Origin of the sequence: Clostridium fessum, assembly GCF_003024715.1 — a bacterium.
In the GTDB taxonomy this organism is placed as follows: domain Bacteria; phylum Bacillota; class Clostridia; order Lachnospirales; family Lachnospiraceae; genus Otoolea; species Otoolea fessa.
Genome location: NZ_PYLO01000003.1, coordinates 1 through 25087 on the forward strand (window position 1 = coordinate 1; position 25087 = coordinate 25087).

At 46.2% G+C, this 25087-nt stretch carries 23 protein-coding genes and 4 pseudogenes; 4 read left to right on the forward strand and 23 right to left on the reverse strand.

Annotated elements, in window-relative coordinates; genetic code table 11:
• Positions 1–183 (forward strand): annotated as a pseudogene (locus C7U56_RS15760) (IS110 family RNA-guided transposase); the annotation flags it as partial.
• A gap of 332 nt (positions 184–515) precedes the next feature.
• Here the strand turns inward: C7U56_RS15760 and C7U56_RS09340 are convergent.
• From C7U56_RS09340 to C7U56_RS09355, 4 genes are read right to left on the reverse strand one after another with little or no spacing between them, the layout of a single operon-like run.
• Complete coding sequence (locus tag C7U56_RS09340; protein WP_233430236.1) at positions 516–809, reverse strand: winged helix-turn-helix domain-containing protein; 294 nt, start codon at positions 807–809, stop codon at positions 516–518.
• Positions 810–866: 57 nt separating this feature from the next.
• Positions 867–7631 (reverse strand): S-layer homology domain-containing protein, encoded by a 6765-nt coding sequence (locus C7U56_RS15985; RefSeq protein ID WP_107001028.1) that lies wholly within the window; start codon positions 7629–7631, stop codon positions 867–869.
• The gene (locus tag C7U56_RS09350; protein ID WP_107001029.1) at positions 7632–8006 is read right to left on the reverse strand and encodes a DNA-binding transcriptional response regulator; all 375 of its coding nucleotides are present in this window, start codon (positions 8004–8006) and stop codon (positions 7632–7634) included.
• Positions 7981–8370, reverse strand: a complete 390-nt coding sequence (locus C7U56_RS09355; RefSeq protein WP_107001030.1) for a response regulator — start codon at positions 8368–8370, stop codon at positions 7981–7983. The genes C7U56_RS09350 and C7U56_RS09355 overlap by 26 nt, the downstream gene beginning before the upstream one ends.
• 323 nt (positions 8371–8693) lie before the next feature.
• Here C7U56_RS09355 and C7U56_RS09360 point away from each other — a divergent pair, with 323 nt between their 5' ends.
• Genes C7U56_RS09360 through C7U56_RS09370 form a run of 3 tightly spaced genes read left to right on the forward strand, consistent with a single transcriptional unit; the run spans position 8694 to position 13403 of the window.
• Positions 8694–9422, forward strand: coding sequence for a LytR/AlgR family response regulator transcription factor (locus C7U56_RS09360; protein ID WP_181357216.1), 729 nt, complete (start codon positions 8694–8696; stop codon positions 9420–9422).
• Positions 9419–11500 carry an ICP22 family protein gene (locus C7U56_RS09365; protein ID WP_107001032.1) on the forward strand — a complete coding sequence of 694 codons (2082 nt, stop codon included), beginning with the start codon at positions 9419–9421 and terminating at the stop codon, positions 11498–11500. Before C7U56_RS09360 ends, C7U56_RS09365 begins: the two co-directional genes overlap by 4 nt.
• Position 11501: 1 nt before the next feature.
• A complete protein-coding gene (locus C7U56_RS09370; protein WP_107001033.1) occupies positions 11502–13403 on the forward strand; it encodes a sensor histidine kinase in 1902 nt (633 codons plus the stop codon).
• A gap of 58 nt (positions 13404–13461) precedes the next feature.
• Here C7U56_RS09370 and cptIN read toward each other — a convergent pair whose 3' ends face one another.
• The 19 genes and pseudogenes from cptIN to C7U56_RS15660 all read right to left on the reverse strand — a co-directional run bounded on the left by cptIN (position 13462) and on the right by C7U56_RS15660 (position 25017).
• Entirely contained in the window at positions 13462–13941 is a 480-nt protein-coding gene (cptIN, locus tag C7U56_RS09375) for a type III toxin-antitoxin system CptIN family toxin (protein ID WP_107001034.1), read from the reverse strand.
• Between the two features lie 116 nt (positions 13942–14057).
• Positions 14058–14213: a hypothetical protein gene (locus tag C7U56_RS15650; RefSeq protein ID WP_181357217.1), complete on the reverse strand. Its 156-nt coding sequence runs from the start codon at positions 14211–14213 to the stop codon at positions 14058–14060.
• A 12-nt stretch (positions 14214–14225) separates the two neighbouring features.
• Positions 14226–14462, reverse strand: a pseudogene (locus C7U56_RS09380) (hypothetical protein); the annotation flags it as partial.
• 149 nt (positions 14463–14611) lie between these two features.
• The gene (locus C7U56_RS09385; protein WP_107001035.1) at positions 14612–14842 is read right to left on the reverse strand and encodes a helix-turn-helix domain-containing protein; all 231 of its coding nucleotides are present in this window, start codon (positions 14840–14842) and stop codon (positions 14612–14614) included.
• Between the two features lie 176 nt (positions 14843–15018).
• Positions 15019–15318: pseudogene (locus C7U56_RS09390) on the reverse strand (hypothetical protein); the annotation flags it as partial.
• A gap of 148 nt (positions 15319–15466) precedes the next feature.
• Positions 15467–15823 carry a threonine/serine exporter family protein gene (locus C7U56_RS09395; RefSeq protein WP_233430237.1) on the reverse strand — a complete coding sequence of 119 codons (357 nt, stop codon included), beginning with the start codon at positions 15821–15823 and terminating at the stop codon, positions 15467–15469.
• Positions 15793–16632 (reverse strand): sugar phosphate isomerase/epimerase family protein, encoded by an 840-nt coding sequence (locus C7U56_RS09400; protein ID WP_107001036.1) that lies wholly within the window; start codon positions 16630–16632, stop codon positions 15793–15795. The genes C7U56_RS09395 and C7U56_RS09400 overlap by 31 nt, the downstream gene beginning before the upstream one ends.
• On the reverse strand, positions 16629–17477 hold the full coding sequence (locus C7U56_RS09405; protein ID WP_107001037.1) for a sugar phosphate isomerase/epimerase family protein: 849 nt from the start codon (positions 17475–17477) through the stop codon (positions 16629–16631). The genes C7U56_RS09400 and C7U56_RS09405 overlap by 4 nt, the downstream gene beginning before the upstream one ends.
• Before the next feature lie 17 nt (positions 17478–17494).
• Positions 17495–17815, reverse strand: coding sequence for an apurinic/apyrimidinic endonuclease family protein (locus C7U56_RS09410; RefSeq protein ID WP_107001038.1), 321 nt, complete (start codon positions 17813–17815; stop codon positions 17495–17497).
• Between the two features lie 274 nt (positions 17816–18089).
• Entirely contained in the window at positions 18090–18230 is a 141-nt protein-coding gene (locus C7U56_RS15655; RefSeq protein WP_181357218.1) for a hypothetical protein, read from the reverse strand.
• 540 nt (positions 18231–18770) lie between these two features.
• Positions 18771–19285, reverse strand: a pseudogene (locus C7U56_RS16315) (IS1634 family transposase); the annotation flags it as partial.
• 31 nt (positions 19286–19316) lie between these two features.
• The gene (locus C7U56_RS09420; protein ID WP_233430255.1) at positions 19317–20597 is read right to left on the reverse strand and encodes a zinc-ribbon domain-containing protein; all 1281 of its coding nucleotides are present in this window, start codon (positions 20595–20597) and stop codon (positions 19317–19319) included.
• Between the two features lie 153 nt (positions 20598–20750).
• A complete protein-coding gene (locus C7U56_RS09430; protein WP_055176454.1) occupies positions 20751–21275 on the reverse strand; it encodes a flavodoxin family protein in 525 nt (174 codons plus the stop codon).
• A 301-nt stretch (positions 21276–21576) separates the two neighbouring features.
• Positions 21577–22161 (reverse strand): methionine--tRNA ligase, encoded by a 585-nt coding sequence (locus C7U56_RS09435; protein WP_233430240.1) that lies wholly within the window; start codon positions 22159–22161, stop codon positions 21577–21579.
• A gap of 68 nt (positions 22162–22229) precedes the next feature.
• Positions 22230–23456 (reverse strand): tyrosine-type recombinase/integrase, encoded by a 1227-nt coding sequence (locus tag C7U56_RS09440; RefSeq protein WP_321673540.1) that lies wholly within the window; start codon positions 23454–23456, stop codon positions 22230–22232.
• Positions 23457–23508: 52 nt separating this feature from the next.
• The gene (locus tag C7U56_RS09445) at positions 23509–23691 is read right to left on the reverse strand and encodes a hypothetical protein (protein ID WP_002596378.1); all 183 of its coding nucleotides are present in this window, start codon (positions 23689–23691) and stop codon (positions 23509–23511) included.
• A gap of 107 nt (positions 23692–23798) precedes the next feature.
• A complete protein-coding gene (locus C7U56_RS15995; RefSeq protein ID WP_002596377.1) occupies positions 23799–23981 on the reverse strand; it encodes a DUF6462 family protein in 183 nt (60 codons plus the stop codon).
• 541 nt (positions 23982–24522) lie between these two features.
• Positions 24523–24852 carry a helix-turn-helix transcriptional regulator gene (locus C7U56_RS09455; RefSeq protein ID WP_002596376.1) on the reverse strand — a complete coding sequence of 110 codons (330 nt, stop codon included), beginning with the start codon at positions 24850–24852 and terminating at the stop codon, positions 24523–24525.
• A 3-nt stretch (positions 24853–24855) separates the two neighbouring features.
• Positions 24856–25017, reverse strand: coding sequence for a hypothetical protein (locus tag C7U56_RS15660; protein WP_014081113.1), 162 nt, complete (start codon positions 25015–25017; stop codon positions 24856–24858).
• Positions 25018–25087: the final 70 nt, after the last annotated feature.

The window sequence follows — 25087 nt, forward strand, 5'->3', positions numbered from 1 at the left end:
CAAGTAATGGATGTTCTTATTAAAACAATGCCGCAAGATGATCCTGTATATCAATTCATGGACAGAAAACGTGCCCAGGGTAAACCGTACTATGTTTACATGACTGCAGGCGCTAATAAATTTCTCAGAATTTATTATGGACGAGTGAAGGAATATCTCTGTATTCTTTCTGAGTCAAGCTAATTCAAAACTTTTATTTGCAGACCAGCACTGCTTGTGGTGGTCTTATTTTAGTGCCTAATTTTAACCATGTAAAATTTTATATTTTTTTCCCCATTAAGTCTTGACTTTTTATTTGCGGGCTAAAGTAATGAGAATGCGGTGTGCCGTTTTTCAATCAAATTAAAAAGAGACACGGCATAAATTATTCTGATAGATTTTACATCAGATTGCTTTATGCCGTGCCTTTTATGTTATCATAATGATTGCTACCTACATATAGCAGGCTTCACCCTCCGTTATACACCGGATTCGCATTGATTTTCGGTACGAAGGCAACAGCCGTTCCGCAATTTTCACCATCCTCCCCATACTTCTTCATAGATCTGTCCGGCAGAAAATACCCAGAATGGATGTTTTGCCAAGTATACCAATGTTGCAAATTCCCGACGAGTCATAGAAATCAACTCACCGTTTCGGTATACTGTTCTCTCCTTCAGCCGAAGCTCCAAGCCCGGAAAAACAAGAGTGTTACAAGGGTGGGATGTCACAATATGGTCAAATCCTGGCTCGACCGCAATAATCTCCATAATTCTACTGAGTATATATTCTTCATGGTCGGTAAGCGACATTACCAGAAACTTGCCCATATTGTTCACATCCCTCTTTATTGATATTATTTTTGCATTACATTACGGGTTCATTTTTCATCTGTCGGATGCGGTATTCACCGCCATCGTCCCATCTGCATAGAAGTAGTACCACTTACCATCGATCTGCTTCCAGCCTCCGGCAAACATCATTCCGGTGACCTTGTCCAGCCAGTACCACTTCTGATCCTCGGAGAGCCAGCCCTTCACTGACTCCCCGTTTCTGTAATAGTTCCACTGGCCGCTGTCATTCTGCTGCCAGCCGTTTGCGGCCTGCGGGTCAATGACGATCTCCACAAACCGCCGCAAAACCGTGGCGACCTCGGCGCGGGTGGCGGTTCCCTTGGGGTCAAACTTATTTTCATTCTTCCCGGCCAGGATGCCCGCCTGCTGCATGGACTTGACCGCATCCTTCGCCCAGCTGCTGATCTGTGTGTTGTCCGCAAAGGTCACAGCCTTCAAGGTCTGGGGCAGGTCATAGCCCAGCTTTGCAGCATAATTTTTCATAATCACCGCCATCTGTTCCCGGTTGATGTTGGTGTCCGGTGCAAAGGTGGTGGCGGTAACGCCTTCCACAATACCGGTCTGCGCCGCCCAGTTCACATAGGGGGCATAGTAAGCGTCGGCTTTCACATCGGTGAATTTCCCGGTCTGGTAACTGTCCGGGTTGATGCCCGCCAACCGCCCCAGAGCTGTCACAAACATTCCTCTGGTCATGCCGGTGTCCGGGCTAAAGGTGGTGTCGCTGGTGCCGGAGAGCAGTCCCCGGCTGGCTGCAAAGAGGATGTTATCTGCTGCCCAGTGGCCAGTAATGTCGGTAAAGGCCGGGACAAAAGTTTTGTAGCCCACGCCGTAAACGCTGAAATGACCGGTTTCAAAAACCACCGCTTTCAGGCTGGCATTGTAGCTGGATTTGGTGATCCATTCCACCTTGCCAGCGTCATCTACATAGACTGCATAGAGATTACCTGTCTGCTCACTTTTTGCCGGTGTGTAGGGCAAACGCACCGATATAGTGTGACCATTTAAGTTGGCAATCGGTGTTTCTTTGCCGCCGGAGAGGTAGACCAGTGACAGGTCATAGGCCGGTCTTGTGCCGATAGTGGCTTTGGCCTCGGTGGAACGCAGTGCATCCACCTTATCTGCCCGGAGAATGATGTCTCCGCCAGCGGAGGCGGTATCCAACTGCTTCAGAGTATCCAGGCCGATAGTAACCGAAACCAGATGGTCTGTTGCTACGGTAAACTGCCGGACGTTTTCTTTAACCAGCAGATCCAGTGTCTGCGCCTTGATGGTCACGTTAAAAGAGGTCTGGCGTGCCGCCGAGGTGATGGGAACGGTAACGGCAATCCTGTTTTCGGCTGTACCATTCTTTTTCGCATCCTGTTTGGCCTTGTCGATGGCGGACTGGACAGAGCTGTTGTCCACTGCCGCATTGCCGTTTTTATCCGGCTGTATGGGTTTGGTTTCACCGGTGACAGGGGCTTCCGGCTGGTTGGTGTTATCATTGCTTCCGGAACCGTTAGAACCGCCGGAGGATGAGCCTCCACCGCTGCCCGAACCACCAGAGGAGGAACCGCCGTCGCTGGAAGATTGCTTGGAAACAGTCAACGTTCCAGAAACATAGGTGATCTCATAGTTGTCATTTGACAGCGTACCAGTGATGTTGATTGCGGTTTTTCCGGTTTTGCTCATATCCGGTGTCTGTGCGTAGTCCAGTGTTACCGTGCCGCTCAGGGTATCTGCACCAACCAGACCTTCCACCTTGTAATCCTTATCTGCTTCCGGGCTGCTCAGATCGGGCGCGGTGCTGCCGGTGTAGGCGCTCTGATCAAGCGCCGTAACGGTGACCGCTTTCTTCGCTACGGTCACGGTCACGTTCTGTTCTGCCACATCTGCGTACTCTGCATTTCCCTGAACCTTGTACCAAACGGTGTATTCCCCGGCATTTTTCGCTGTGGGGATCTGCTCACTCCACTCAGAATCGTCAAGCCGGTAGAGCATCGTGCCGCCAGTGGTCTTGCCTGCTGTAACCAGAGCCTGTTCTGCACCATTGTAGGCCAGTGTATTGACCGTAGGTGCCGTAACAGTGGGGACAAGCTTGTTGGTCGCATTGACATTGACGGTCAGCGTGATGTCCTCATAGTTTGTGCTCTTGATTACCACGGTCACTGTGCCCACAGAGCCGGTGGTTTCCACGTCATTTTTCTGAATCGGCAGGGTCAGCTTGCCGTTTTCCACCTTCGCACCGTCGGTGTAGTAGCTGCCATCCAGTGTGATTCCGCCGTTCTCATAGGTGAGCGTACCGTACTCTTTGGGAGTTTCCAGCGTGGGCAGGGCGGGGAGCGTCACAGTGTAGGTCTTTTCGCAGTCATTTACAATGGTAAGTGCGGTTTCCTTGGCGAAGTCAGGCGCAGCGGCCTTGGTGATGCTGCCAGTAGTAGCGGAGCTGCTCTGCTCCAGGGCGTAATTCTTCGCGGCCTGCCCCATTAGGGTCACTGTGGCAGTGATGTTCTTGCCGTTGCCCACACTGGCATCGTCAAAGCTGGCGGTCACGGTGTAGTCTGTGCCTCGGGTCAAGGTCACGTTGTCGAAGGTTACGCTGGTAATGCCTGCGTCTGTCGTGCCATCATAGGGCTTGGACACAGCCGTTACCCCGCTGATCGTCAGCGGTTTCTTTCCAATGCTGACCTCCACGCTGGCGGGTGCGGTATCATTGTGGTTTGCATCGCCAATCACCCGATACCACACGGTATACGTTCCGGCATCGGTGCCGGCAGGGATGTCCTGGCTGTATGTACCGTTCTCGGTCAGGCTGTACTGCATGGTGCCACCGCTGGTCACGCTGCCCGCGGTAATGAGCGCCTGCTCCTGGCCGGTATAGGTCAGGTTTTCCAGCGCTGTGGGAGGCGTGATGAGGTCTGACCTGATGTCGGCCTTTTGTACCGTCACAGCAATATCCTCGCTCATCTTCTCGTAGCCGTCGCAGGTGGCCAAAAAGCGGAAGGTATGATTGCCTGCGGACAGCTTTAGCGCAGAAAGATCAAATTGATTCTTTGTTGTCGCACTGCCGACCGCTGTGGCCTTGCCGTCCTCCACCTTGTACCACTGGAAGCTTACAGCGCCTGTGCCGGTTTCCTTCTTTACATTGACAAGAAGTGTCCCCGCACCGCCATAAGTCATGCTCATCTCGGTGGGATAGTTCATGCTCTTGATGGGGATCTTGGCCATAGAAACGTTGGTCAGCTCCGTACCGCTAGGGTCGCTGATCCAGGTACTGCCGCTCTTAAACACGTAACCCTCCGGCAGCAGGGATGCCAGCGTGACATCTCCGGTGACGGTCAGCTTTGCCGCCGTCTTACCGTTCAGATTCAGCTTGAGCGGGCTGTTGATGGTAATCTCGTCTGCATTTGCCAGCAGCTTCACCGTACCGCCGCCAGCTGCGGCGATGGCCTCGTCTGTCGTCCGATGGTAGGAAATGCTGCCGTCCGTCTTTGTTACCTCAGCGGCATAGCCGCAGTAGGGGCAAACCTTCCCGCCGGAATGGTCATCCGGGTGGCTGCACTTCACAACAGTTACGGCAGTATTCTCATTCATCTCCGACAGCCTGACCAATGCGCCGCCTTGCTTCTGATAGGCATATCCCTTTTCCAGCAGGGATTGATACTTTGCGCCATTCCCGATTTGGATGCTGTCAAAGGAGCCGCCGGACAGGGTCACTTGAATATTGTTAAGAAGTCCCAATTCCAGCCGAGCCGCGCTGCCGCCGGACATGGTCAGCGCTCCCTCCGTGTAGATGCCGCCGGGGAAGGTGCCGCTCGTTACCACAGCTTCGTTCCCGGTACAAATGGAAAGCCCAGTTCCACCGGAACCAATTCCGCCGCCTACGCTGCCCTCCAGGGTGACATTGTCCAGCGTCAGCTTTGCGCCTGTGTGGTCAAATTTTCCAACTTCCACCGCGGTAGCGGGCTTGCTGGTGCAGGTGCTTTGCACCTTGCCGTTTGTTATGGCTACATTGGAGCCGAGGATACGTAGAGGCGCCTCCTCACGGGATTTACTCAGGGTGAATCCATTCAGGTCCAGTATAATATTTTTGCTGATCTCGATAGGCTCTGCGTTCTCGATCGCCAAAGGCCCCCGCAGAGTGATCGTGTCACCGTCCTTCGCGGCAGTCAGCGCGTTTTCCAGACTGGTGTATCGTGTGCCGCCGATTTCAAATGCCTCCACCAGCGCATGGCAGAAGGTGCAGTAACCATCCTTGTCCACCTTGCCCACATGGTCGCAGATTCTGCCGCAGGCACATTTGCCGTTCTGATATTGGTCGGTATGCGCGACCACCTTGACCGCTCTATTAGCAATATCTACATTGGAAACGTTCAAAATTTCGTCGCTATCAGCGTCTGCAAAGGCATATCCGTCCGCCAGCAGAGCCAGGGCCGGCTCACCAAGTTCTACATTGATTCCACGTTGGAACGTGCCGCCCTGGAGCTGGGTTTTCCCGAGGAAATTCACCTGACGCTCAAACACGCAGTCGCCCTTTACCGTCAGGGTAAACAGGTTATTAACGAGACCCCGGCCTATTGTAACGCTGTCTAATATCAATACCGTGGGGCCTTTGGTGGCAATGACCTCTCCAATGCCCTCTATCGTGCCGTTTTTGATGGTGACGCTGTTGTACGGGCAATCTTGCAAATCCAGCGCCTTGACCTTGTGGCCCTGCAGGTCCAGCGTAAGGTCCTTTTTGTTGGTCCCATCACCTCCTCCCGCACGCAAGATTGCGTCAATATCCCGCACAAAATAAAAGGTTCCGCCGGAAATCAGCCTGCTCCCAACCATGGCCTGATTGTTCCCGAGTTCAGACGAATAGGGGATACCATCTTCGTCAATAAAGAGCACTTCCTTGCGACACGGTTCGCCGCACTGTTGGCATTTGCCATCGTGGGTGTATTTTGCATGGGTGCAGGTGTTAATGGTAACGGTGACAGTTTTTGTATCTACGGTATAGTTATTATAGGACAGCTTGCAGTAGACCTGGCCGCTGTACTCCCAGTCCCTGCCCTCCACTGGGGTCAGGTTGGACTTGGTCAGGACGATTTTATTATAACTGCCGCTGCCTGTGCCCTGAAATTCTTTTCCGTTCACATACCACTGATAGGTAATATTACCGGACTGACCGCTTGCCAGAGAGGCGCTGACATCGACAACCGCTACACTTTCCCCATCTAATTTCTCATATACGACCTGCGGCTGCGTTCTTATGGTAATGGGGTTTTTGGGCGCGGCGGCGACGGTGACCGTTGCGGTGGCGGTCGCCTTGTTAGGATTGGTTCCTTCTACGCCGTCTGCGGTCAGCTTCAGCTTATAGCGGCCCTCCTTGACATTGTTGTCCGCGGTAACGGTGATGGTCGCGCCGTTATCGGACTTTTGGAACGCCAGACCGGTGTGCTCGCCCACCCATTCCACGTTCAGGGTATTCATCTGGACCTTGCTGCCGGTCACGGAGAAGGTCGCCGTCTGACTGCCTGAGCTTTCCTGTATGGTTCCCTGCTGCGCGCCGACAATCAGGCTTGCGCGGGGCCCCATCTTGGCGATATAGATGGTCTTGACGTCCCCTTCTCTTGTCGTATCGGCCGCTGTGCCGACCGACATATCGTCTGTTTTTGCATTCTGACTTTCCGAATACAGAATGGTCAGGTTTTTGTTGATGTTTCGGGCGTTTCCATACCTACTATTCGAAATCGCACCATATTTTCCGGTGGCGTAAAGGGTTCCTCCCTTCATGGTCAGGGATGCAGTGTTAATACCCCAACCGGAATTTAGATTCAGCTTTCCATTCTCAATCACGATGGTTTTAGCGCTCAAGCCGCACAAACCGCCGTTGGTGGTTATCTTTACCCCGTCTTTTATGGTAAGCGTCCCGCCGGCGGTGTCGCTCCAACTGCCGTCCGCAATACCATCTTTCCCGCTAGGAACATTGACCGTCAGACTGCCGCTTCCCTGAATGGTCAGATTGGCGGAATACATATCCAGAGCGGCGGTATATGCGGTATCGGTAATCGTAATGGTATTCTCGCCTTTCAGCGTGATTGTTGTGTCGCCCTTCACCGTCACCGGGGTAGTTATGTTTCTGTTCTCCCAGATAACATTGCCGGAGATGGTTTCATCGTCTGCTGCAGCTGCCATCAGGGGCGTTGCCTGCTCTGTTCCCTTGCAGGCAGAGAGATCCGCATCTTCCGCAGAGCAGACCGGACAGTCGGGATTGACCGCCCCCTGCTCACAGCGGGTTTCGCAGATACACTCCGCCGGAGCATTCCCGGACACGCCGGGAACAAGCCCGTTGTCCTGAGAATTGCACAGTTCACAGGTATACCCGCAGGGCGTCCCCTCTGTGGCCGGGATGTAGCCGCAGCTATCGTCATGCTCGCCGCGTTCATGAGGACAGCTTAATTTTTTTGTGATACAGCCGCTTTCCTCACTGCATTCATGGGTACACTCGGTCGGCTGGACCTCCTCTGCTTCAGATGAGGTCGCCGTATTTTCTGATACGCTGCCTTCCAAAACAGGGTAACAGCTTTCGTCATGTTTATGGATACACTTCTCCACAAGGGTGTAGCAATCCTCAGTATGTTCATGTTCACAGGCTGCCCCTTCGGTTCCTTCCGTATATCCGCAGTCCTCTGTATGTTCCGGGTGATGCTTGCACAACCCCGTATGGACGGCGGATACACCCGCTTCCACCGCAGATGCCGGAACTCCCGGCATCGTAAAAATCATTGCCGCCGCCAGTAAAAATGCGGCCGGCCGTTTCCATTTCCATATCATTTATTCATCCTCCTCACGCGGTTCGTTCCTTCTCGTTGTTTTCTGAAGCAGCTGGGATACCGCCTCCCGCAGCTGATATTCTGTCACAGGCTTTACCAAAAAGGTGTCCGCCTGCATCCTGCGGCTTTGGGGTTCAAATTCTGCCTGATCGCTGATCCAAAGGAGCGGGACATCCCTGCTGTACCCTCGTATGCTCATGCAGAAATTCATTCCCCTGGCTCCGTCCTCCATGACCACCACAGCATCATAAGGCCCATCCCGCTGCATGGCATAGACGCAGAATACGCCATTGTCAAAGCGGTCTACTTTGCCAAGCTTCATCAGTAACGCCGTTTCTTTCTCCTTCTGACTATAACTGCACAGCGCAATTCGCATTTTCGCACCTCCATTTTGTGATGGGTTTTATCGCCTCATATAGCTCCTGATCGGAGCAGTCTGCCGAAAGGAACGCAGGGATACGCAGGTGATATGCGATCAGGGCGAAGTTTTTATCATCGCTCCACCAGACAAGCGGTGTTTCCGGTGCCAGCTGCTTTGCCTGAATGGCAGCCTCCAATCCCCTTGCCCCGGTCATTGCGATGACAACCGCATGGTAGCGGCTCCGCCGCAGTGCCTGAGATAGCTGCTTCTCATTCCATAGCTCGTCGATGACAAGCTGTCCGTCCCCAGCAAAAAGGGAGCGCAGCCTGCTCTCAAACCATTCTGCATTCCTTAATTCCGTACAAAGTGCGATTTTCATGCTGAGCCTCCTTTCCTGAAAAGAAAAACAAGAAAGAATGTGCCTTGGCACATTCTCGCGCCGAGCGCGGTCGCTTGCGACATGTTTCTTCTTCGCGCGAGTGCGCATCCCGCGGAGCGTTTTTATGTCATAGGATGTTCCTATGACATAAAAAAACCAGACCTTCTCATCGGAAAGTCTGGTAGTATAATTAGAGTAGCATCTTGTCAAGGGAAATGCAACCGACTTTGTTTAAGACGCAGGTTTCCTGTTTAAGACGCAAGTTTTTTCCTGCGGTTTTATGTTATACTATTATTGGATTTTTGTGCAAAGGAGATGGCACGATGCAGATTGCGATTGTGGATGACAGAGCAGATGACAGAGCAGAACTGTCTGCCTGCCTGGAAAATTATATGAAAAAGCATCAGCTGGACTATACGCTGACAGAATTTGAGGACGGAGAGAATTTTCTGAAAGCTGCCGCCCAGGTCAATTTTCAGCTTGTCTTTATGGACATCTATATGGAGAACATGGATGGAATAGAGGCCGCCAGAAGGCTGCGCCAGAAAAACAGGCTTTGTAAGATTGTTTTTCTGACCATTACAGAAGATTATGCCCGGATGGGGTACAGCCTGTCCGCCAGCTATTATCTGCTGAAGCCGCTTTCGATCCATCAGGCAGATTTTGAAGAAGCGATGGAACTGTGCCAGCTAAAACCGCCCTATGAAGTGATGACACTTTCGGTTATGGCTGACCGTCAAAAGCTGGAACTTCCCACAGAGAAGATTCTATACATAGATTATCAAAACCGTATGACACGGATTCATACGGCGGAACGCGTGATACCGGTAAGCGGAGGCTTTCAGGAGGTTACTGCCGCATTGCAGAAGGACAAGCGTTTTTTGCCCTGCTACCGGGGCATTTTAATCAACATGGATTACATCAGCCAGGTTGACAGTCAGACCTTCCGTTTGATAAACGGGGAGGAACTTCCGATTGCCCTCCGCAATGGAAAACAGCTGCGGGAAACCTACCGTCAATATGTTTTCTCTGGAATGGGGGGTATCGTATGAGAATGAAGCAAATGCACAGGCGTATTCTGGAGGGCTGTCTGGCCTGTCTCCTCTGCTTCACCTGCAGTATCCCAGCATTTGCCGCCGAAACTGCAACCCCATCCAATGCCGATGAAAGAAGGGAGAATCCGCCGGGTTTAGAAAGCGAGGCTTCGGAGACACTGAAGAGCGGAACCCCGGAAACACCGGAAGCATCGGAAGAAGTATCCCTCGTCCTTGTCACAGAAATACAAAAGGAAGACGAACTGCTCTCCCTGCCAGATTTCACCCTGCCCCTTAGAACCACACCGTCTGATGATGACCTGGAGGACATTTATCAGCTGGCCCTTCGGTATCAAACCGTCTGCGCCACTGTAACAGCAGGTAAAGAAATCCGGCAGGAAACATTTTCTGTCGCATGGGATTTTTCGGCCATTGACCAGACCACTCCAGGCAAATATACCGCAGCAGGCCGGATTGAACTGCCGGAGGGGTATGCCTTTGGTGAAGCTGTCTTGCAGGAGCTTCAGATTTCCGTCCGGGTGGAAGAAATGCCGCCTGCTGTCATTACCTCCATAGAGCAATGGTATCCTTATACGGACGCGTTTGCGGTTCAACAGGGCAGCGAAACCGAAACGCTGGAAAATTTGTTTGCCTTTTCCCCTTACTATCTGGAATGCTATGCGGAAAATGGAACCAGCTACACCGCTGTGGTGGAATGGGATTTTTCTGGTATTGATTTGAATACTGTGGGACTGTACCATGCAGCAGGAAGGCTGACTGCACCGGAAAATACCATATTTGCAGATCGTGTCGATTTACCTGAAATTTCAATTCCTGTTTCTGTACAGGCTCCGGGCAGCCCAGACATCAACTGCTTCCTGGTTCGCAGAGGAAGCCTTTATTTTCCCTGGGTCACACCGCCGGGGAATCTGGACAAGGTCAGTATATGGCTGTCCAAAAACAACGGTTCATGGAACCGTCTGGAAAGTGGCGTTTATGTGGGTCAGGAAATGCTCTCGATTGCTACCCGTCTGCTGATGCCGGGCAGCAGTTACCGCCTTCAGGTGGATTATGACGGCGGACAGACCGGCATCCTCTCCTTTACCTACGCAGACGAAATTGTCCTTGAAGGGTACCATGAAGGCGACCGGGATGGAGGGGATGCAGGCGGAAATCCTCCCGATACCATCATTCAACCGCCTCCTGAAGATACCGACGATCAGGATGACGGTTTCGCAGACAGGCACTCCACAAAGCCTCCAAAACCGCCTGCAACAAATGGCGGTGGAACGAATTCCGATGATTCTGAAAAAGCACCACCGGTCAGCGGAGAAAATAAGCCTACGGATCACAAGCCTTCCGAGCCATCCTGGGTTGGAAAGGATGATTCCATAGATAAAGAAGAATTCCCATCGAAACAGACAAACGGTGATGCAGAGGAAGCATTAGAACCAGACGCTGGTTCCGATGAACCGACTATACCGGAATCGAAAAACAGGAAAGATTCAGTGCAAAGCGCTATGACCGTTCCCCAGGAAGGCGCAGATTCCCAAAACTCCGCGTTTTCAGAGTTCTTCGATGAAACCACCGACCGGATTTCCGGCACACGCTTTTTGATGATGCTGCAAACAGGGGCGCAAAGAGCCATCTTTTCCAAACAGGGAATCACCATCAGCATACCAAAAAACGCCTTGCCGGAGGGCATCCAAAACGAAGATCAGATTGAAGTCATCATCCAAAAGGATACGGACGGCGGTTTTTCTTTTTCGTTTTCCATCAATGGAACTGCGCTCAGCTCCCTGCCGGATGTTTCTGTCATGCTGCCCTGTCCAAATGACCCGGCAGCCGGCACATGGTTCCTCTGTGATGAAAGCGGCGTGGAAATCCCCATGACCGGTTACGACGATGCGGCAAAAGCCGCCTCCTTTCAGATCAGCCATACAGGGACATACACCATTGCAGTAAAGGAAGATGCCATTTCCCTGGCACAGGCCGCCGACACAGAGCATAGCCGGTCGCCCATACTCCTTTTGATTCCGGCCTGTCTGCTTCTTCTGTCTGCCGGTGTGTTTTTCCTAAGGAGGAGGCGAAAATAAGATGGTATCTTCTGCAGTAAAAAAATATGCTGCCTTATGTATGGTCTGCCTGTGCTCATCCCTGTTTTTTCTTGGCCTGTATCAGTTCAATAATAAATATAGCCAGAACACAATCCAGGCGGCAAATGGGATTCTGGCGCTTTCTGAGGAAGAACTTCAAAAGTCACCGGTGCGCTTTCTGGTATCCGGCTGGGCATTTTATCCTGACGCGCTTTTGACCCCGGAAGAAATACGGGATGAAAGCCATTATATGCGCTACCTTTCCATCGGAGAGCAGACCAATTTCTCCAGCCCTGCAAACCCTTCTCCCTATGGCTGCGGGACTTATCAGATGACATTCTTTCTGCCGGAACGGAAGGAAACATATGCGCTGGAAATCCCAGAAGTGTTTTCTGCTTACAACCTTTATCTGGATCATGACCTGATCCTGCAAATGGGGGAACCGGCACAGGGGACACCATTGGTTCAAAACCGCATGGTCACTTTTCATGGCGGAAAACCGGTCACACTCACCATAGCGGTCAGCAACTATGACCACTTTTACGGAGGAATTGTCTATCCGCCTGCTTTCGGAACGATGCTGGCGGTCAATACAACCAGAGGAATCCGGTTTGCATTCTGCCTGTTCAGCTGTACAGTTACCTTTGTCTGTGCGCTGCTGTCCTTTTATTTCAGCCGCCGGATGAAACAGAAAAATACATTCCTGTTCGGACTGATCTGCCTTGCCATGTGCGGCCTGTCATCCTATCCGGTGCTTCATATGCTGGCTGCGGTTCCCGTATTCCCCTGGTACACGATTGAACTGTTCTGTATCTATCTGGTTACCTGGCTGATCGTAGTTCTGCAAAACCGGATATGCAGGCCGGGCTTCCTGCCTGCGGCCATCAGTAATGGGGTGGGCGCTGCCTTCCTGGTATATGCGTTTGTGTATGGCATGATGGCTTCCCATCTCTCCCTTGGAGCGATTCGTTTCTTCTCTGCATCGGTCTTTTGTTATAAGGCGGCATCTGCGCTCTATCTGCTTATCATCGCTGTGCTTGCCATTCACAGAGGAGAAAAACGGAGCAGGCCGATCTTCTATGCTGCGGCAGCCGCAACCTGCGCCTTTATATGGGATCGCCTTCTGCCGGTTTATGAGCCGGTTATCGGCGGTTGGTTTTTGGAATGGGGCAGCTTTTTCATAGCAGCAGCCATCGGTTATTCCCTCTGGCGCGATGTGATAGAAGGATATGGAAACAGCCTGATTTTCCAGGAAGAACGCAAGCAGGTCATCCGTCAGCTTTCTATGCAGACCGAATACAGCCGTCAGGTTTCTGAGGCAGCGGCAGAAAACAGAAGGCTGATCCACGACATCAAACACCATCTGCGCACCATAGACCGCATGGCCTCTGAACGTGGGCAGACGGAGATCTGCTCCTTCCTGTTACAGGTAGAGGAACAGGTTGCGGCATCATCGGGTCACTCCCCTGCCCAGTTCTGCAAAAATCCCGTCGTAAATGCACTGATTGAATACTACTACGGCATGGCGCAGACACAAGGGACAGAATTTCAGGTGCGGCTCGATCTTCCCGATCAGATGCCGCTTACCGATGTGGAGCTGTGTACGGTGCTGGGCAATCTTTTGGACAATGCCGTTGAGGCGTGCAGCCGCCAAAAGCAAGGGGTGCGCCGCGTTTTCATTGCAGGCGAAACCAGAGGTAATATGTACTTTTTGAAGATTGAAAACACTTACGACGGTCTGGCCTTGCAAGAGGGAAAAACATTCCTCTCCCGAAAGGGTACATCTGCTGATCATGGAATCGGGCTTTCCTCTGTCCGAAAAATCATTGAAAGCCATGGCGGTGATCTCGATCTTGTTCCTGGTGAGGAATCCTTTCTTGTTGGAATTACAGTGGGTTTATAAACATTGCTCATACAAAAGGACACCATTACTTACATTTGCATAAGCAATGGTGTCCTCTCTATTTTCCAAGTTCTTCTTCCATAATATTCCTAATCGCTTTAATACCCGTAAAAGTCAATTTTATTCCACGATTATACATAGCCAGTACTTCATTCAGATTTTCAACAAGTACCTTATCCAACTTTTTATGTATCGTTACAGGCTGTTCCTGAATCGTATGAACATGGTCAAAATATTTTTCAATAACAGGAAATGTATTCTGTATCAAAAAAGCATTTTCTTTCCCTGCAAATAATCCAATCACTATCGTATTGCATTTACCATATCGTTTCTTTTTCTTTTCAACGATTTCCTTGTATTTCTCAGCTTGTGAGCTAATTGGTATCATCCAATACAATTTTGGATTTTTTCTATCCTGAATTGCATAGTAATGAGGACGATAGTTCCCCTGTTCCTTATTACTCATCAAATATTTATCCTGAACCAAGTCAAAAAATTCATCCTTGATATGATACGAATATCCCTGTTGTATCTCCATAAATAACCTTTCCTATGTGATAAAATTCCCCATCAGCATTCACTGATGGGGAACATTTACAAACTATACTATTTTTATCCCACCTGTATAGCAAGTGGCTTCATTTACGAACTGAATTATTTATACCCCGCACCATCAGCAAGCGGCAAACATTTACTTCTATCTTTAGTATATACAGTTTCTCTGAATTTAGCAACCTGTTTTTTAAGTTTAGAAATATTTTTTACTATATCATAGCTCATCATTTGTCGTAACTCTGTCGTAAAATACATGCATTTACTTTCTTAATACAGCTTAGCCCCAGCAGGAATTGCGTCATCTAACATAAGCAGATTCAATCCTTCGTGTCCGTCATACTCATACACTGCTGAAATCAACATTCCTTCTGATGGGATTCCCATCATCATTCTGGTAGGAAGATTTGTGATCGCTACGCATGTCTTTCCAACAAGCTGTTCCGGCTCATAGTACTCATGAATACCGCTTAAAATCGTGCGTTTCTTGTCAGTTCCATCATTTAATGTGAACTTTAGAACGCCTCAATAAACTGAGGCTAAAACTGTCCATTCCAGTTAAACAAATTTGACCGCGTTTTATTTTCTATATTCAACTTACTTTGTGATATTTCTTCTCGATTAATTGGTATTTCGTCAAAGTCAATTCCCTGCATCTATTGGTTTTCCTGCCTTTCTATGACCACTTCAATAACATCTTCTATTCCACAGTCTAATGCATAGCATATTTTAACAATCGTATCTAATGAAACATATTCGTTCTTACTCATTTTAGCAACTGCATTTGTGCTAATATGTGCTATGTCTTTTAGCTGAGTCTTATTTATATTCTTATCCACCATCAATTTCCAAAGGCGGTTATAACATATTAGGGATTCAGTGCTCATAATTCACCTCTCTTAAATTTGCTTTTGCAACTAATGCAAGTATATCATAATTCTCATTCTTTTTCAATTATTTCTTGATATATATCAAGAACATCTGCACATATACTCATTTTTAAATAAGGCAAAAAATAGACTCCTATTTCTAGGAGTCCTATTAAACGTGTTCTCTTATTCTATTAATACAACTTTGCTCCTGCCGGAATATGGTTATCCACCATAAGAAGATGGAGTTCTTCATCCTCTGAATCTTTAAGATTATTTACTGCTGAAAGTAACATACCGCAAGATTCAATTCCCATCATTGCTCTAGGTGGAAGGTTTGTAATAGCAATAAGTGTCTATCCAACTAATTCTTCTGGTTCATAATATGCATGAATACCAGAAAGAATTGTTCTATCTACACCTGTACCATCATCAAGAGTAAATTGTAAAAGCTTTTTGCTCTTTGGTACTGCTACACATTCCTTAACCTTAACACAATGAAGCATGCCTCAAATCCGGAACACAGCGCATCAGCCAATCCACCGCCAAAAAAAATCGTAAGCGCCGATGCCGCAATAATCTTTCCCAAAGCATTTGTAAGATCATCCAGTCTTTCATCCAAAATCACAAGGATTTTTTCTTTCAGAGCTTCACAGGTATCGGGGAATCGATGCAGTCACAGCAAAGGCGATAGAGATGGTTCAATTTGGACAAGTCCATTGCATCCCGCCTGATTCTTCGACTTTGAGTAACCGCTTCCATTCCCCGAAATTCCATTGTTATAAGAATACTGGATGTAATCGCATAAACATTCATGTGCTCTGCACCATACGCTTTGCCCAGCCTGTATAAAGTCTCCTCTATACGGCTGATCTCTGCACCTGCATAATACATTGCTTCACCAATATTGAGCATTTGACGTATAAGCAGATCCATGTCGCTTTCATTGGCAATCAGCAGATCGGCATTCAAGACCGAAAGCGGAACCAATCCGCACAAGCTCTGAGAGCCTCATCCGGGTCTTTATAGAAATCGGCTCCCCACAGGCTCAAAGAAATGGTATCCTTGTAGCCAAGCTGCTCTAATTCCTCCAGACGGCCTGCAAATGCAAAATCACCTTTACCCAAAGCTGCATACCCTTCTTTTCGGTCTGCAAAATGCACATGGGCAGGAAGCCCCAGACGGCTGCAAAAATCTGAGATCGTCTCCGCATTATTCTCTGCCTGAATCAAATCAAGACCGGCTTTAACCCATGGAGAATTCACAGACTTAATTAACTTTTCCAGATGGCTCAGATCTCTGGCAAATAAGGAAACAGCTGCAGACATTTCTTCCATCACCATCACTATTCCCAATTCTTCTGCCTTTTCGGACAATATCTGAACCGATTCTACAAGTCGAAGAAAATTATCTTCCGATGGCGAGTCCACATATTCCCATCCGGGATGCAGCATCATTTTATCGGTTTCAAACGCAGCTGTATCCTCCAAATACTGTTTCATCATATTAATACTGTAATTTCTCACATACGGAATAGGAGATGCAATATTAATCGGATATTGTCTGCACTGTTCCGGATGGAAAACAGTCATTTTAAGTCCTCGATCCTTAAGCATCTGGTTGATCTCCCTGATCCGGGCAGTATGGCCCTCAGGTGTATCATCATCCAGGCAGAAATGAGGAGATGCTCCCCACAATTCTATAGACCGGAAACCATTTGCCTCAATTGAGTCCAGGCCATACGCAAACGTGTGGTGAAGAAAAGGCGCTGTCAAAATGCTGATCTGTTCTTTATTCATAATACTCATACAAGTTCCCCTCCATCAAAATGCTTTCTGAGAGTTTCAATATTTGCACGGTAATGTGGCTCCGGATCCAGCCTATATGCACCATTAGCCATTTCCATGGTTATCGTACCTTTGTAATTATATTTTCGCATCGCATTTAAATGTTCATCGAGGTTCTGGAACCCATCTCCCCATTTCATATGTCCAAATGGACGTCCATCGTTCAGGTGAATATGAGCCAGTTTATCCCCCAAAACTTCAAAATACTGTTCCAGCGTTTCTCCTGTGTATGCTACCGGAACCGTGTCCACGCAGCACTTCAGATTAGGAGAATCAATATCTTTTACCACACGAAACTGGTCAAATCTGGTTGTTGCTAACGGAGACTCTCTTTCATTCAGGTTTTCATACATCAAAGTAATGCCATACTTTTCCGCGTGCCGTGTCAGCTTTTCCACAGAATCTCTTCCATGCTTATAACCTTCCGACAACGGCCTGTCCCAGTAAGGTCTTCCAGGGCAAAGCAACATCTGTGGGCACTCCAGTTCCACTGCTGCCTCAATAAATTTCTTATACTGCTCTACAGTTTTATTTCGGATATTGTCTTCCGGTGCCGCAATATTAATTGCATAAGTATTTTCCTCTGGCATCAGAGAAACAACACTAAATCCCCGCGCTGACAATTTTTTTCGCATATTGGCAGCCATATTGGGATCACCGTCATACATATGGAAATGATGGCTGCACCCATATAATTCCAGTCTGTGAACCCCCAGCCGATCCATAGAATCCAGAAAATAATCAAAAGAAAATTTCTTATATACCATATTTGTCGCGGCCAATTGCGACATTAAAAGCTCAGACATTGTATATCTCCTTTTTCTTATCCAAAATACATTCTCAGATTGCGCATATTTCTCTTGTCATGATAAAATGGATCTGCAAAATATTTTCCATCTGTCAGTTCCTGGGTAAATTTTCCCGTATAGCCATTATTCAGCATATCCAGAATATCTTGTTTGAGATTACGGTTTCCATCTCCCCACACAAAATGTCCATAAGGATTACAATCCTGAAAATGACTGTGAATAATATTTTCAGTCCCGAAAGTATCAAACCACTGCTGAATGGTTTCTCCTGCCACAGACATAGCTGTCAGGTCAATCATGACCTTAAAGTTCGGATGATTCACCTCATCAAACAAATGCTTGATCTATACGCCACCCTATCAAAGATTCCTGTGGGCGCAGCGACTCACATGCAATCATCATATCATTTTCAGCCGCCACTTCACTCAGCCTCTGAAACATTTCTACTGAACGCTTGAATCCTTCCTCTTCCGGTTCATTCCAGTAGCCCCAGCCCGAGTTTGCTTCAAGGATCGTTGCCCCCAGCTCGTGCCCAAATTTAATTCCATTTGAGAAGTAGCGGAAACAGCGCTCCTTCAGTTCCGGTTCTTTTGCTGCAAACTGATAGCCCTAAGAACAGTTTTCCGGTGTAAATACAGGACATGTCAGACCGTGATCATCCAGTTTCTCCTTGATCGGCACTGGATCCTGATAACCATGATCATCAAGCCACAACCCCTGATGCGCAGCAAGCAGATCTACACATTTCACTCCCAGCTCCTGCTGACAATCAAGGAAATAATCCCAGTAATCTTTTCGTTTTCATTTTTTCCTCCTTGTTTTTCTGCATGCTGATTCATTCTTTTGCACGTATTTTCTAATATCGATTCAAAATGAATCTTTTTAATATTTTTTGCAAATTTATATTATCATTATTTGCAATATATGTCAATATGCTTCATTTTTGTTTGTTGAAGAAAATATTTTTGTTCATTTTTTTCAATTACTGGCATTTCTTTGCATTTCCCTCCATTCTTCTATGCATTTTTCACGTTCAAAGTTCAAAATACAATCAAAATAATACAGCCCCTCTGCGTCAGACGCAAGAGAGTTTCCTTTTTCCGTTTTCCGCAACCCAATCCCGGTTCAAGCCCGGTTTAGGCCTATTTTTTGCATACACAAACAGAGCCAAGTATGATATAATCCCATCTTTGACACTTGAAAATAGTAAAACAGCCATAACGCCAGTATTTTATCAGCGTTGTGGCTGTTCTTTGTCTTGCATCGATATGTACTATTTTTGGATTTGTGCTATTTTTTCTGTTTTGTTTCTTTTATAATCGACCTCATGGAAGATTTGGATATGAATTCGTAGTCTGTTCGGAAGCCAAACGCATTATGCAGGGCATCCGTAAGTTTTGTACGTTTGTAGGAAGGTATATATCCACTGTCTTTAGACAGCAGTGTCATATTCAGACCCCTAAGGGTTTCCAAAATCTTACTGCAGGTAAACTCTTTACCCAGTTTTTTCTCTAACAGGCGGTAAACCAGCAGGCTGATGTGGCAGGTTAAAAAGTGAGCCCTGATTCTGTCTTCCCGCCTCACAAATACAGGTCTTGCTTCGAATTCTGATTTCATGATGCGGAAGTTTTCTGGATGAAACGGGCAGGATCATTGGGATTTTTACCTTTTCTGGATTTTCCGGGAGACTGCATCATTTTCATAGCTCTTTGAATCTGTCCTTCACGGATTTTTTGCTGGTAGGCTTTATATTTGGGGGAGTATGTGATGATAACAGTTTCATCCATATCTCCTGTAACAATCGGATACTCTGCATTATACTGATACTCCTGCGGCTCAGCAACCATTGGAGAGTATACTGCCTTTCATCGGCAGTTTAATCAGTCTTATTCCTCGTTGCTCACACATATATGCTTTCATTATTTCTATATTCTCGTCAGCACTTCCTGACTCAATAGCCAACTTTTCTGAAGGTATGTATGTTTCAAGCGGAACTCCAAGCAATCGGTCAGAACCAAGTTCTGCTTTCAAGCCTTTCTTATTAGAATAATAGCTGACAGCCAAAGCAGGAAATAGAGATAAATATTCTTGCTCACAAATTCGGCAGCCTTTATTCAATATCGTCCTTTCATTTATCTTCATACTCCATGAATGACCGTGCCTGCATTTCCACCACGCGCTCTTTGCTGAAGTTCGTGATACTTCTGTCGGCTTCAATTTATTCTGTTCATAATCCCATTCACTGAGAAGCTGACTGTCTGTTGTCGCCAAATCATTATATCCGGCAAGAACTTCTCTCTCCGCACAAACGGGGCACACCGTTCCTTTCACACGGGCATTGATAACTGATTTCCACTCATTACCACATTTTCTGCACTTCCACCAGACATTTTTCCTCGACTTTGCATTTACTTCATCAGGCTTCAATGGCAAGTTCTTCTCCGACCACTCCGAAGCAATTTCAGGGTGTGTTGTCTGCAAATCGTTAAACCCTTTCGAGAATATGTACCCACTGCAATACGGGCATTTACTGCCACCGGAACGAGTAGAAATAAGAGTGTTCCACTCTCTGCCGCAATCCTTACACTTCCACCAAGCCTTACGATTGGCAAAGACCGTAACCTGAGTCGGAAGTAAAGGATAATTTCTGTCCGACCACTCGGCAGCTATATCCGGCAGAAGCGTTGCAAGGTCATTAAATCCTGCCAACACTTTATTATGGGAACAATACGGGCAGCCTGTCCTATTTATCGTTCTGCTCTTAACGGCAGCTTCCCACTCATGTCCTTTCTCACATCTCCAAATCACTTTCTTATGAGAACCAATAGAAACCTCTGTCGGTTTTATCTTATTCTTTTTCGACCACTGTTTTACCAGTAATGGCTCTAATGTCGCCAAATCGTTAATACCTGCAATCACTCTCGCACCGGAACATATTGGGCATTTTTCTCCATTAGAACGAGCCTTAACGCTTGTCTGCCATTCGTGACCGCAAGCACCTCTCCACCATACTTTTTTATTTGAACCGAAAGTAATGTCATCAGGTGTAAGCGGTAAGTTCTTCTCCGACCACTCCGAAACAAGCTCCGGGTGTACTTCTGCTAAACTGTTGTTCATAGCCAAACCTCAACCTCCTTGTGCTTAGAGTATATGAAGTTTTGGCTTTATCTTGTAGTTTGCGAATATCCGTATAAATAGAAAAAAACCTTTGAGAAAAGGATTTCTCCTCTCTCAAAGGGCAAGTTGGCAAACTGGAATTTGGTGTGTGCTTTATAAATTTTTTCCGATCCACTCAAGTTCGTTCATGGAATCCTTATTTTTTTCAAGTTCATCTCTGGCTGTTGCATAATATGATTTTTTGAAAAGCATATCCCATGAAAGATATTTTGCCATACAGTCAAACTGCTTATCAATCAGCTCATACTGGATACTGCCTACGGGAGAACCACCTACAACAATTGTGCCAACTTTTTTGTTTTTTAACTGCAATCCACGGCAGTAGCACTTATCAATGATAAGTTTCAATTGTGCTGACATTCCCCACCAATAAACTGGTGTAGCAAAAAGAATCATATCTGCGGCAGCAATTTTATCAATTGTAGAATTTGTATCATCCTTGTCGACGCATCCCTTAGAGCATTGACAGACACCACATCCCTTGCATGGTGCAATGTTGAGTTTGTCGGGTTCAATGATTTCAATTTTATTCTTTTCTGACGCTCCTTTTATAAATGCATTGATTGCTGCCAGCGTATTTCCTTTTCTGGCACTTCCATTAATGATTACAATTTTCATGCGTGTATCCTCCAACTTCCGATTTGTATTTCTGTTTGTTTTAAAAATGGGCAACTCCGATTGGAATTGCCCACTCATTGCACTAATTATGCGATTTTTTCTTGCTTGCACCGATTTCTGCATCAATTGATGTAAGTTTGATGTAAATCGCTGTTTTTTTAGTTTTTTATCAAATGAAGTACATCCCGTCTATTCGGTAAAACGGTACATCTTTACATCACGTCGACTGGCGTCTCCGTGCGTTTTTCGCCTTATGTCGGTGTTCGCAAGCGCACACCGCCGCAAGGCTCAGTTTCTCATCTTAATAGAGCTTTGCACCTGCCGGAATATGGTTATCAACCATCAGAAGATGAAGTTTTTCTTCGCCCTCTTCCTCATGGATTGCACTAAGTAACATTCCACAAGAGTCAATGCCCATCATAGCTCTCGGTGGAAGATTTGTGATAGCAATAAGAGTCTTTCCAACCAGTTCTTCCGGCTCATAAAAGCTATGAATACCGCTTAAAATGGTTCTGTCTGTGCCTGTTCCGTCATCAAGAGTAAACTGTAACAGCTTCTTTGACTTCGGTACTGCAACGCACTCTTTAACCTTTACTGCACGGAAATCTGACTTGCTGAATGTATCAAAATCAACCATTTCTTCAAACAATGGCTCGACTTTTACCTTAGAAAAATCAATCTTTTCAACCGGTTTTTCAGCCTCTGCCGGAGCTGCTTCGGAAGTCTTGGAAGCTTTCTTATCAGCGTCCAGGGACTTCATCGTGGGGAATATAACCGAAGCTAATCCACCACAGTCCAAATAAGTTGATAAACGCTTTTTTACACGATTTTCATTATATATCGCCAGTCCATATTTGTCCACCAAAATCCAACAAACTAATGTCATTTTGATGTATTCTGACTTTTTTGATGTCAGGTTTGTCTTGGAAATCGTCCCCTTGCAAGGACTTCTTCCTAAAATATATCACTATTATTTTCCAGAGCTTTAATTGCTTCCTTTTTCTTCACATCTGTTGCTTCCGCATAAATATCCATCGTTGTTTCAATATTTGCATGACCCATAATACTTTGAATCACTTTCAGATTTCTTTCATTTTCACAAAATCTGGTGCAAAATGTGTGTCGGATATGATGACACGAAAAATGAGGAATCAATACCGGGCGTCTGCTCTCCCGTTTTGCCTTAATAATTTCTTCGGCATTGTAGGCTTCGTAAATTCTTTTGATTGCACTGTTGATTACGCTGGGTTTATGGATAATTCCGTCTTTATTGCAAAAGATAAACCCACTCATACCATCAACCACTTGCACATTAAAACCGGTTTCTTTCTGTGCTTCGTATTCATCCTTAAATGCCTGTTCTACAGCCTGCATCATCGGAATAGTACGAATCCCGGCTTCTGTCTTTGGCGAAGAAATATGAAATTCACTCTTTCCATTCTCCATTACTCGATAGATAGCCGCATGGTTTATACTAATGGTTTTATTCTCATAATCCAAATCTTCCCAACGCAGCCCTATCATTTCTCCTATGCGACATCCCGTTCCAAAAAGTGCTGTAAACAGTGGCAACCAATGGCAATACACAGGACTGTTCGATACATAATTCAAAAATGCTCTCTGCTGTTCCAATGTAAGTGCGTGTCTTATGCCCTTATTCTTTCCATTCGCCTTTTTGATTTCTGCCATTACACCGCTTGCCGGATTATTGCGTATCACATTGTCCCTAACTGCCATCTGAAAGGTTGGGTGCAGAATCGTATGAATATTATCCAATGTATTCGCCTGTAACCCCAATATGTTCATCAACGAACAATAAAAGAATTTCACATCAGAATACTTTATATCATTGATGATTCTTTTTCCAAAAGTATCTCTGACAAAACGGTTATACATATACTTATAATTTACCCGTGTGTGTTCTTTCAAATCATACTTCGTTGAAATATACCTGTCAAATGCATAGTTCAAAGTTGTCTTTCCACTGCAATAGCTTTCAAGACCGTCCAACTGATTGCGAACAAGTTCTTTTTCCTTTTCCCTTAACTCCAACAGGTCATTTGAATAAACGACCCGCCTTTTACCTGTCGAATCGGTGTACTGGTAGATATACCTTCCGTCGTTTTTCCTCTGACTTTCGCCTTTCCTTAATACTCTGCCTTTTGAATCTTTTCTCGACATTGACATTATGTACCACCTTCCTCTCAATATAAGAAAGAGGTCACAAATGCCATTACTCATTCTCGGTATTATCCTGCTCTTGCAGCTTTCTAAATCCTTGAACAAGCGTCTGTGTTATGGTCAGATCATGAGAGCTGGCATACTCTGTTATATCTGTATGCTCATCTTTTGTAAGACGGATGAATACACCTTCACTTCTCGGATTTTCTAACTTAGGTCTACCCATTCTTGCCATCCGTCAACACCTGCCTTTCATAACCTGACTTCATTTTACTACTTGTATATCAAAAAGTCAAATGCTTTTTGATATACAATAATTCGTTTTCCTCTTTCTTATCATGTCTACGCCCGAAAAGATTCCAAATACTCCTCAAAAATCTTCACGTTTACCAATGTGATACGGTTAATTTTATAAACAGCACGAGCATCCTGTGCCAATTTCATAAAGCTGTGTTTACTCATAGAATACCTCTCCGCACCCTCGTCATACCTTATAAAATTTTTTGTGTTCACTTTTGCCTGCATTCTTCCACCTACCTTTTCAAAGTGTGTTCTTTTTCTCTTGCTATGGTTATGGCATATCTGCCAATAAAAACATACTTAACAAACAAATATGCTTTTATTGGAAGATATTAAAAAATCCGTACAGGTGGCAGCTCATTACACTACCCACATCGGTATCGCACCGTCATCTTATCTGACCGGACTAAGCCGGAAGTATCATTATCAAAAATATGTATCAACGCCTCCGTGTAACTGCTACACATTTATGCCGGATATTTCTCGCTCCACACCTTAACTTCAATATCTGCTTTCAATATTCCTTCGTATCCACCTCTGCCAAAGGCAAAAGCAGGTGTCTTATGGCGTATCCTCAAAGCGGCTCCACATATTCCACACGTCCTGTACGCATTGGTTTATGAAATTGTCAAGGTACAATCGCAGACATCGTCTGCATTTTGGATAAAATCAAAGCTGAAATTGTCAGCCTAAAAAGCACATAAGCACACTTCCGTCTGCTATGAACGGTTCTGTAAAAATTATGTGCTTTATCAGAATGACAAGATCAAAGTTGTAATTTATCCGGTCCATATTTTCTTAGAACTTGAAATAAAACTTTTTTATGTATGCCCTCCGTCCAATCATATAATTCATGCAAGGCAGCTACTTCCATAGGTGTCAGCGAATTGGCATAAGGCTTGTAATCCTCTCTTATAAAAATTCCTCCGTTCTCTCCCTGTTTTGTATAAATCGGATAAACCGGAGTTAAAGCCTGAATATCATACTGTATCGTGCGAATGGAAACGCCAAATTCCTGTGCCAATTCATTCGCTGTTGTATGTCGTCTGATAATAAGAATATTGATTATTTCCGTTCTACGATGTACGGTATTCATGCTTCACCCCCTCTCTTCTGGTTTTCCAATTCTAATTTTAAATGCAGAATATGCAGTATCTTTGCTTATTCCCCTAAATTTCTCTGTAAATCTTTTATCTCTCTCCAGCCATTGACTTTCCCCTTTCCCATTGATAAAATCATTATGGATAGAATCAAAAATCATAAAAAGTCACACAAACTGCTATGGAGTTTTTACGGGCAATCCATGCCCTTATGAACCGTGGCAGTTTTTT

Excerpts from the sequence above, each read along its gene's own strand:
- C7U56_RS09435 (WP_233430240.1), bottom strand. The coding sequence starts at position 22,161 with ATGACATTAGTTTGTTGGATTTTGGTGGACAAATATGGACTGGCGATA.
- C7U56_RS15650 (WP_181357217.1), bottom strand. The coding sequence starts at position 14,213 with ATGTATTTTACGACAGAGTTACGACAAATGATGAGCTATGATATAGTA.
- C7U56_RS09445 (WP_002596378.1), bottom strand. The coding sequence starts at position 23,691 with ATGGCAAGAATGGGTAGACCTAAGTTAGAAAATCCGAGAAGTGAAGGT.
- C7U56_RS15995 (WP_002596377.1), bottom strand. The coding sequence starts at position 23,981 with ATGCAGGCAAAAGTGAACACAAAAAATTTTATAAGGTATGACGAGGGT.
- C7U56_RS09350 (WP_107001029.1), bottom strand. The coding sequence starts at position 8,006 with ATGCGAATTGCGCTGTGCAGTTATAGTCAGAAGGAGAAAGAAACGGCG.
- C7U56_RS09360 (WP_181357216.1), top strand. The coding sequence starts at position 8,694 with ATGCAGATTGCGATTGTGGATGACAGAGCAGATGACAGAGCAGAACTG.
- C7U56_RS09365 (WP_107001032.1), top strand. The coding sequence starts at position 9,419 with ATGAGAATGAAGCAAATGCACAGGCGTATTCTGGAGGGCTGTCTGGCC.
- C7U56_RS09405 (WP_107001037.1), bottom strand. The coding sequence starts at position 17,477 with ATGTCTGAGCTTTTAATGTCGCAATTGGCCGCGACAAATATGGTATAT.
- C7U56_RS09430 (WP_055176454.1), bottom strand. The coding sequence starts at position 21,275 with ATGAAAATTGTAATCATTAATGGAAGTGCCAGAAAAGGAAATACGCTG.
- C7U56_RS09385 (WP_107001035.1), bottom strand. The coding sequence starts at position 14,842 with ATGAGCACTGAATCCCTAATATGTTATAACCGCCTTTGGAAATTGATG.
- cptIN (WP_107001034.1), bottom strand. The coding sequence starts at position 13,941 with ATGGAGATACAACAGGGATATTCGTATCATATCAAGGATGAATTTTTT.
- C7U56_RS09340 (WP_233430236.1), bottom strand. The coding sequence starts at position 809 with ATGGGCAAGTTTCTGGTAATGTCGCTTACCGACCATGAAGAATATATA.
- C7U56_RS09420 (WP_233430255.1), bottom strand. The coding sequence starts at position 20,597 with ATGAACAACAGTTTAGCAGAAGTACACCCGGAGCTTGTTTCGGAGTGG.
- C7U56_RS09355 (WP_107001030.1), bottom strand. The coding sequence starts at position 8,370 with ATGAAAATCGCACTTTGTACGGAATTAAGGAATGCAGAATGGTTTGAG.
- C7U56_RS09440 (WP_321673540.1), bottom strand. The coding sequence starts at position 23,456 with ATGTCGAGAAAAGATTCAAAAGGCAGAGTATTAAGGAAAGGCGAAAGT.
- C7U56_RS09400 (WP_107001036.1), bottom strand. The coding sequence starts at position 16,632 with ATGAGTATTATGAATAAAGAACAGATCAGCATTTTGACAGCGCCTTTT.
- C7U56_RS15985 (WP_107001028.1), bottom strand. The coding sequence starts at position 7,631 with ATGATATGGAAATGGAAACGGCCGGCCGCATTTTTACTGGCGGCGGCA.
- C7U56_RS15660 (WP_014081113.1), bottom strand. The coding sequence starts at position 25,017 with ATGATTTTTGATTCTATCCATAATGATTTTATCAATGGGAAAGGGGAA.
- C7U56_RS09455 (WP_002596376.1), bottom strand. The coding sequence starts at position 24,852 with ATGAATACCGTACATCGTAGAACGGAAATAATCAATATTCTTATTATC.
- C7U56_RS09370 (WP_107001033.1), top strand. The coding sequence starts at position 11,502 with ATGGTATCTTCTGCAGTAAAAAAATATGCTGCCTTATGTATGGTCTGC.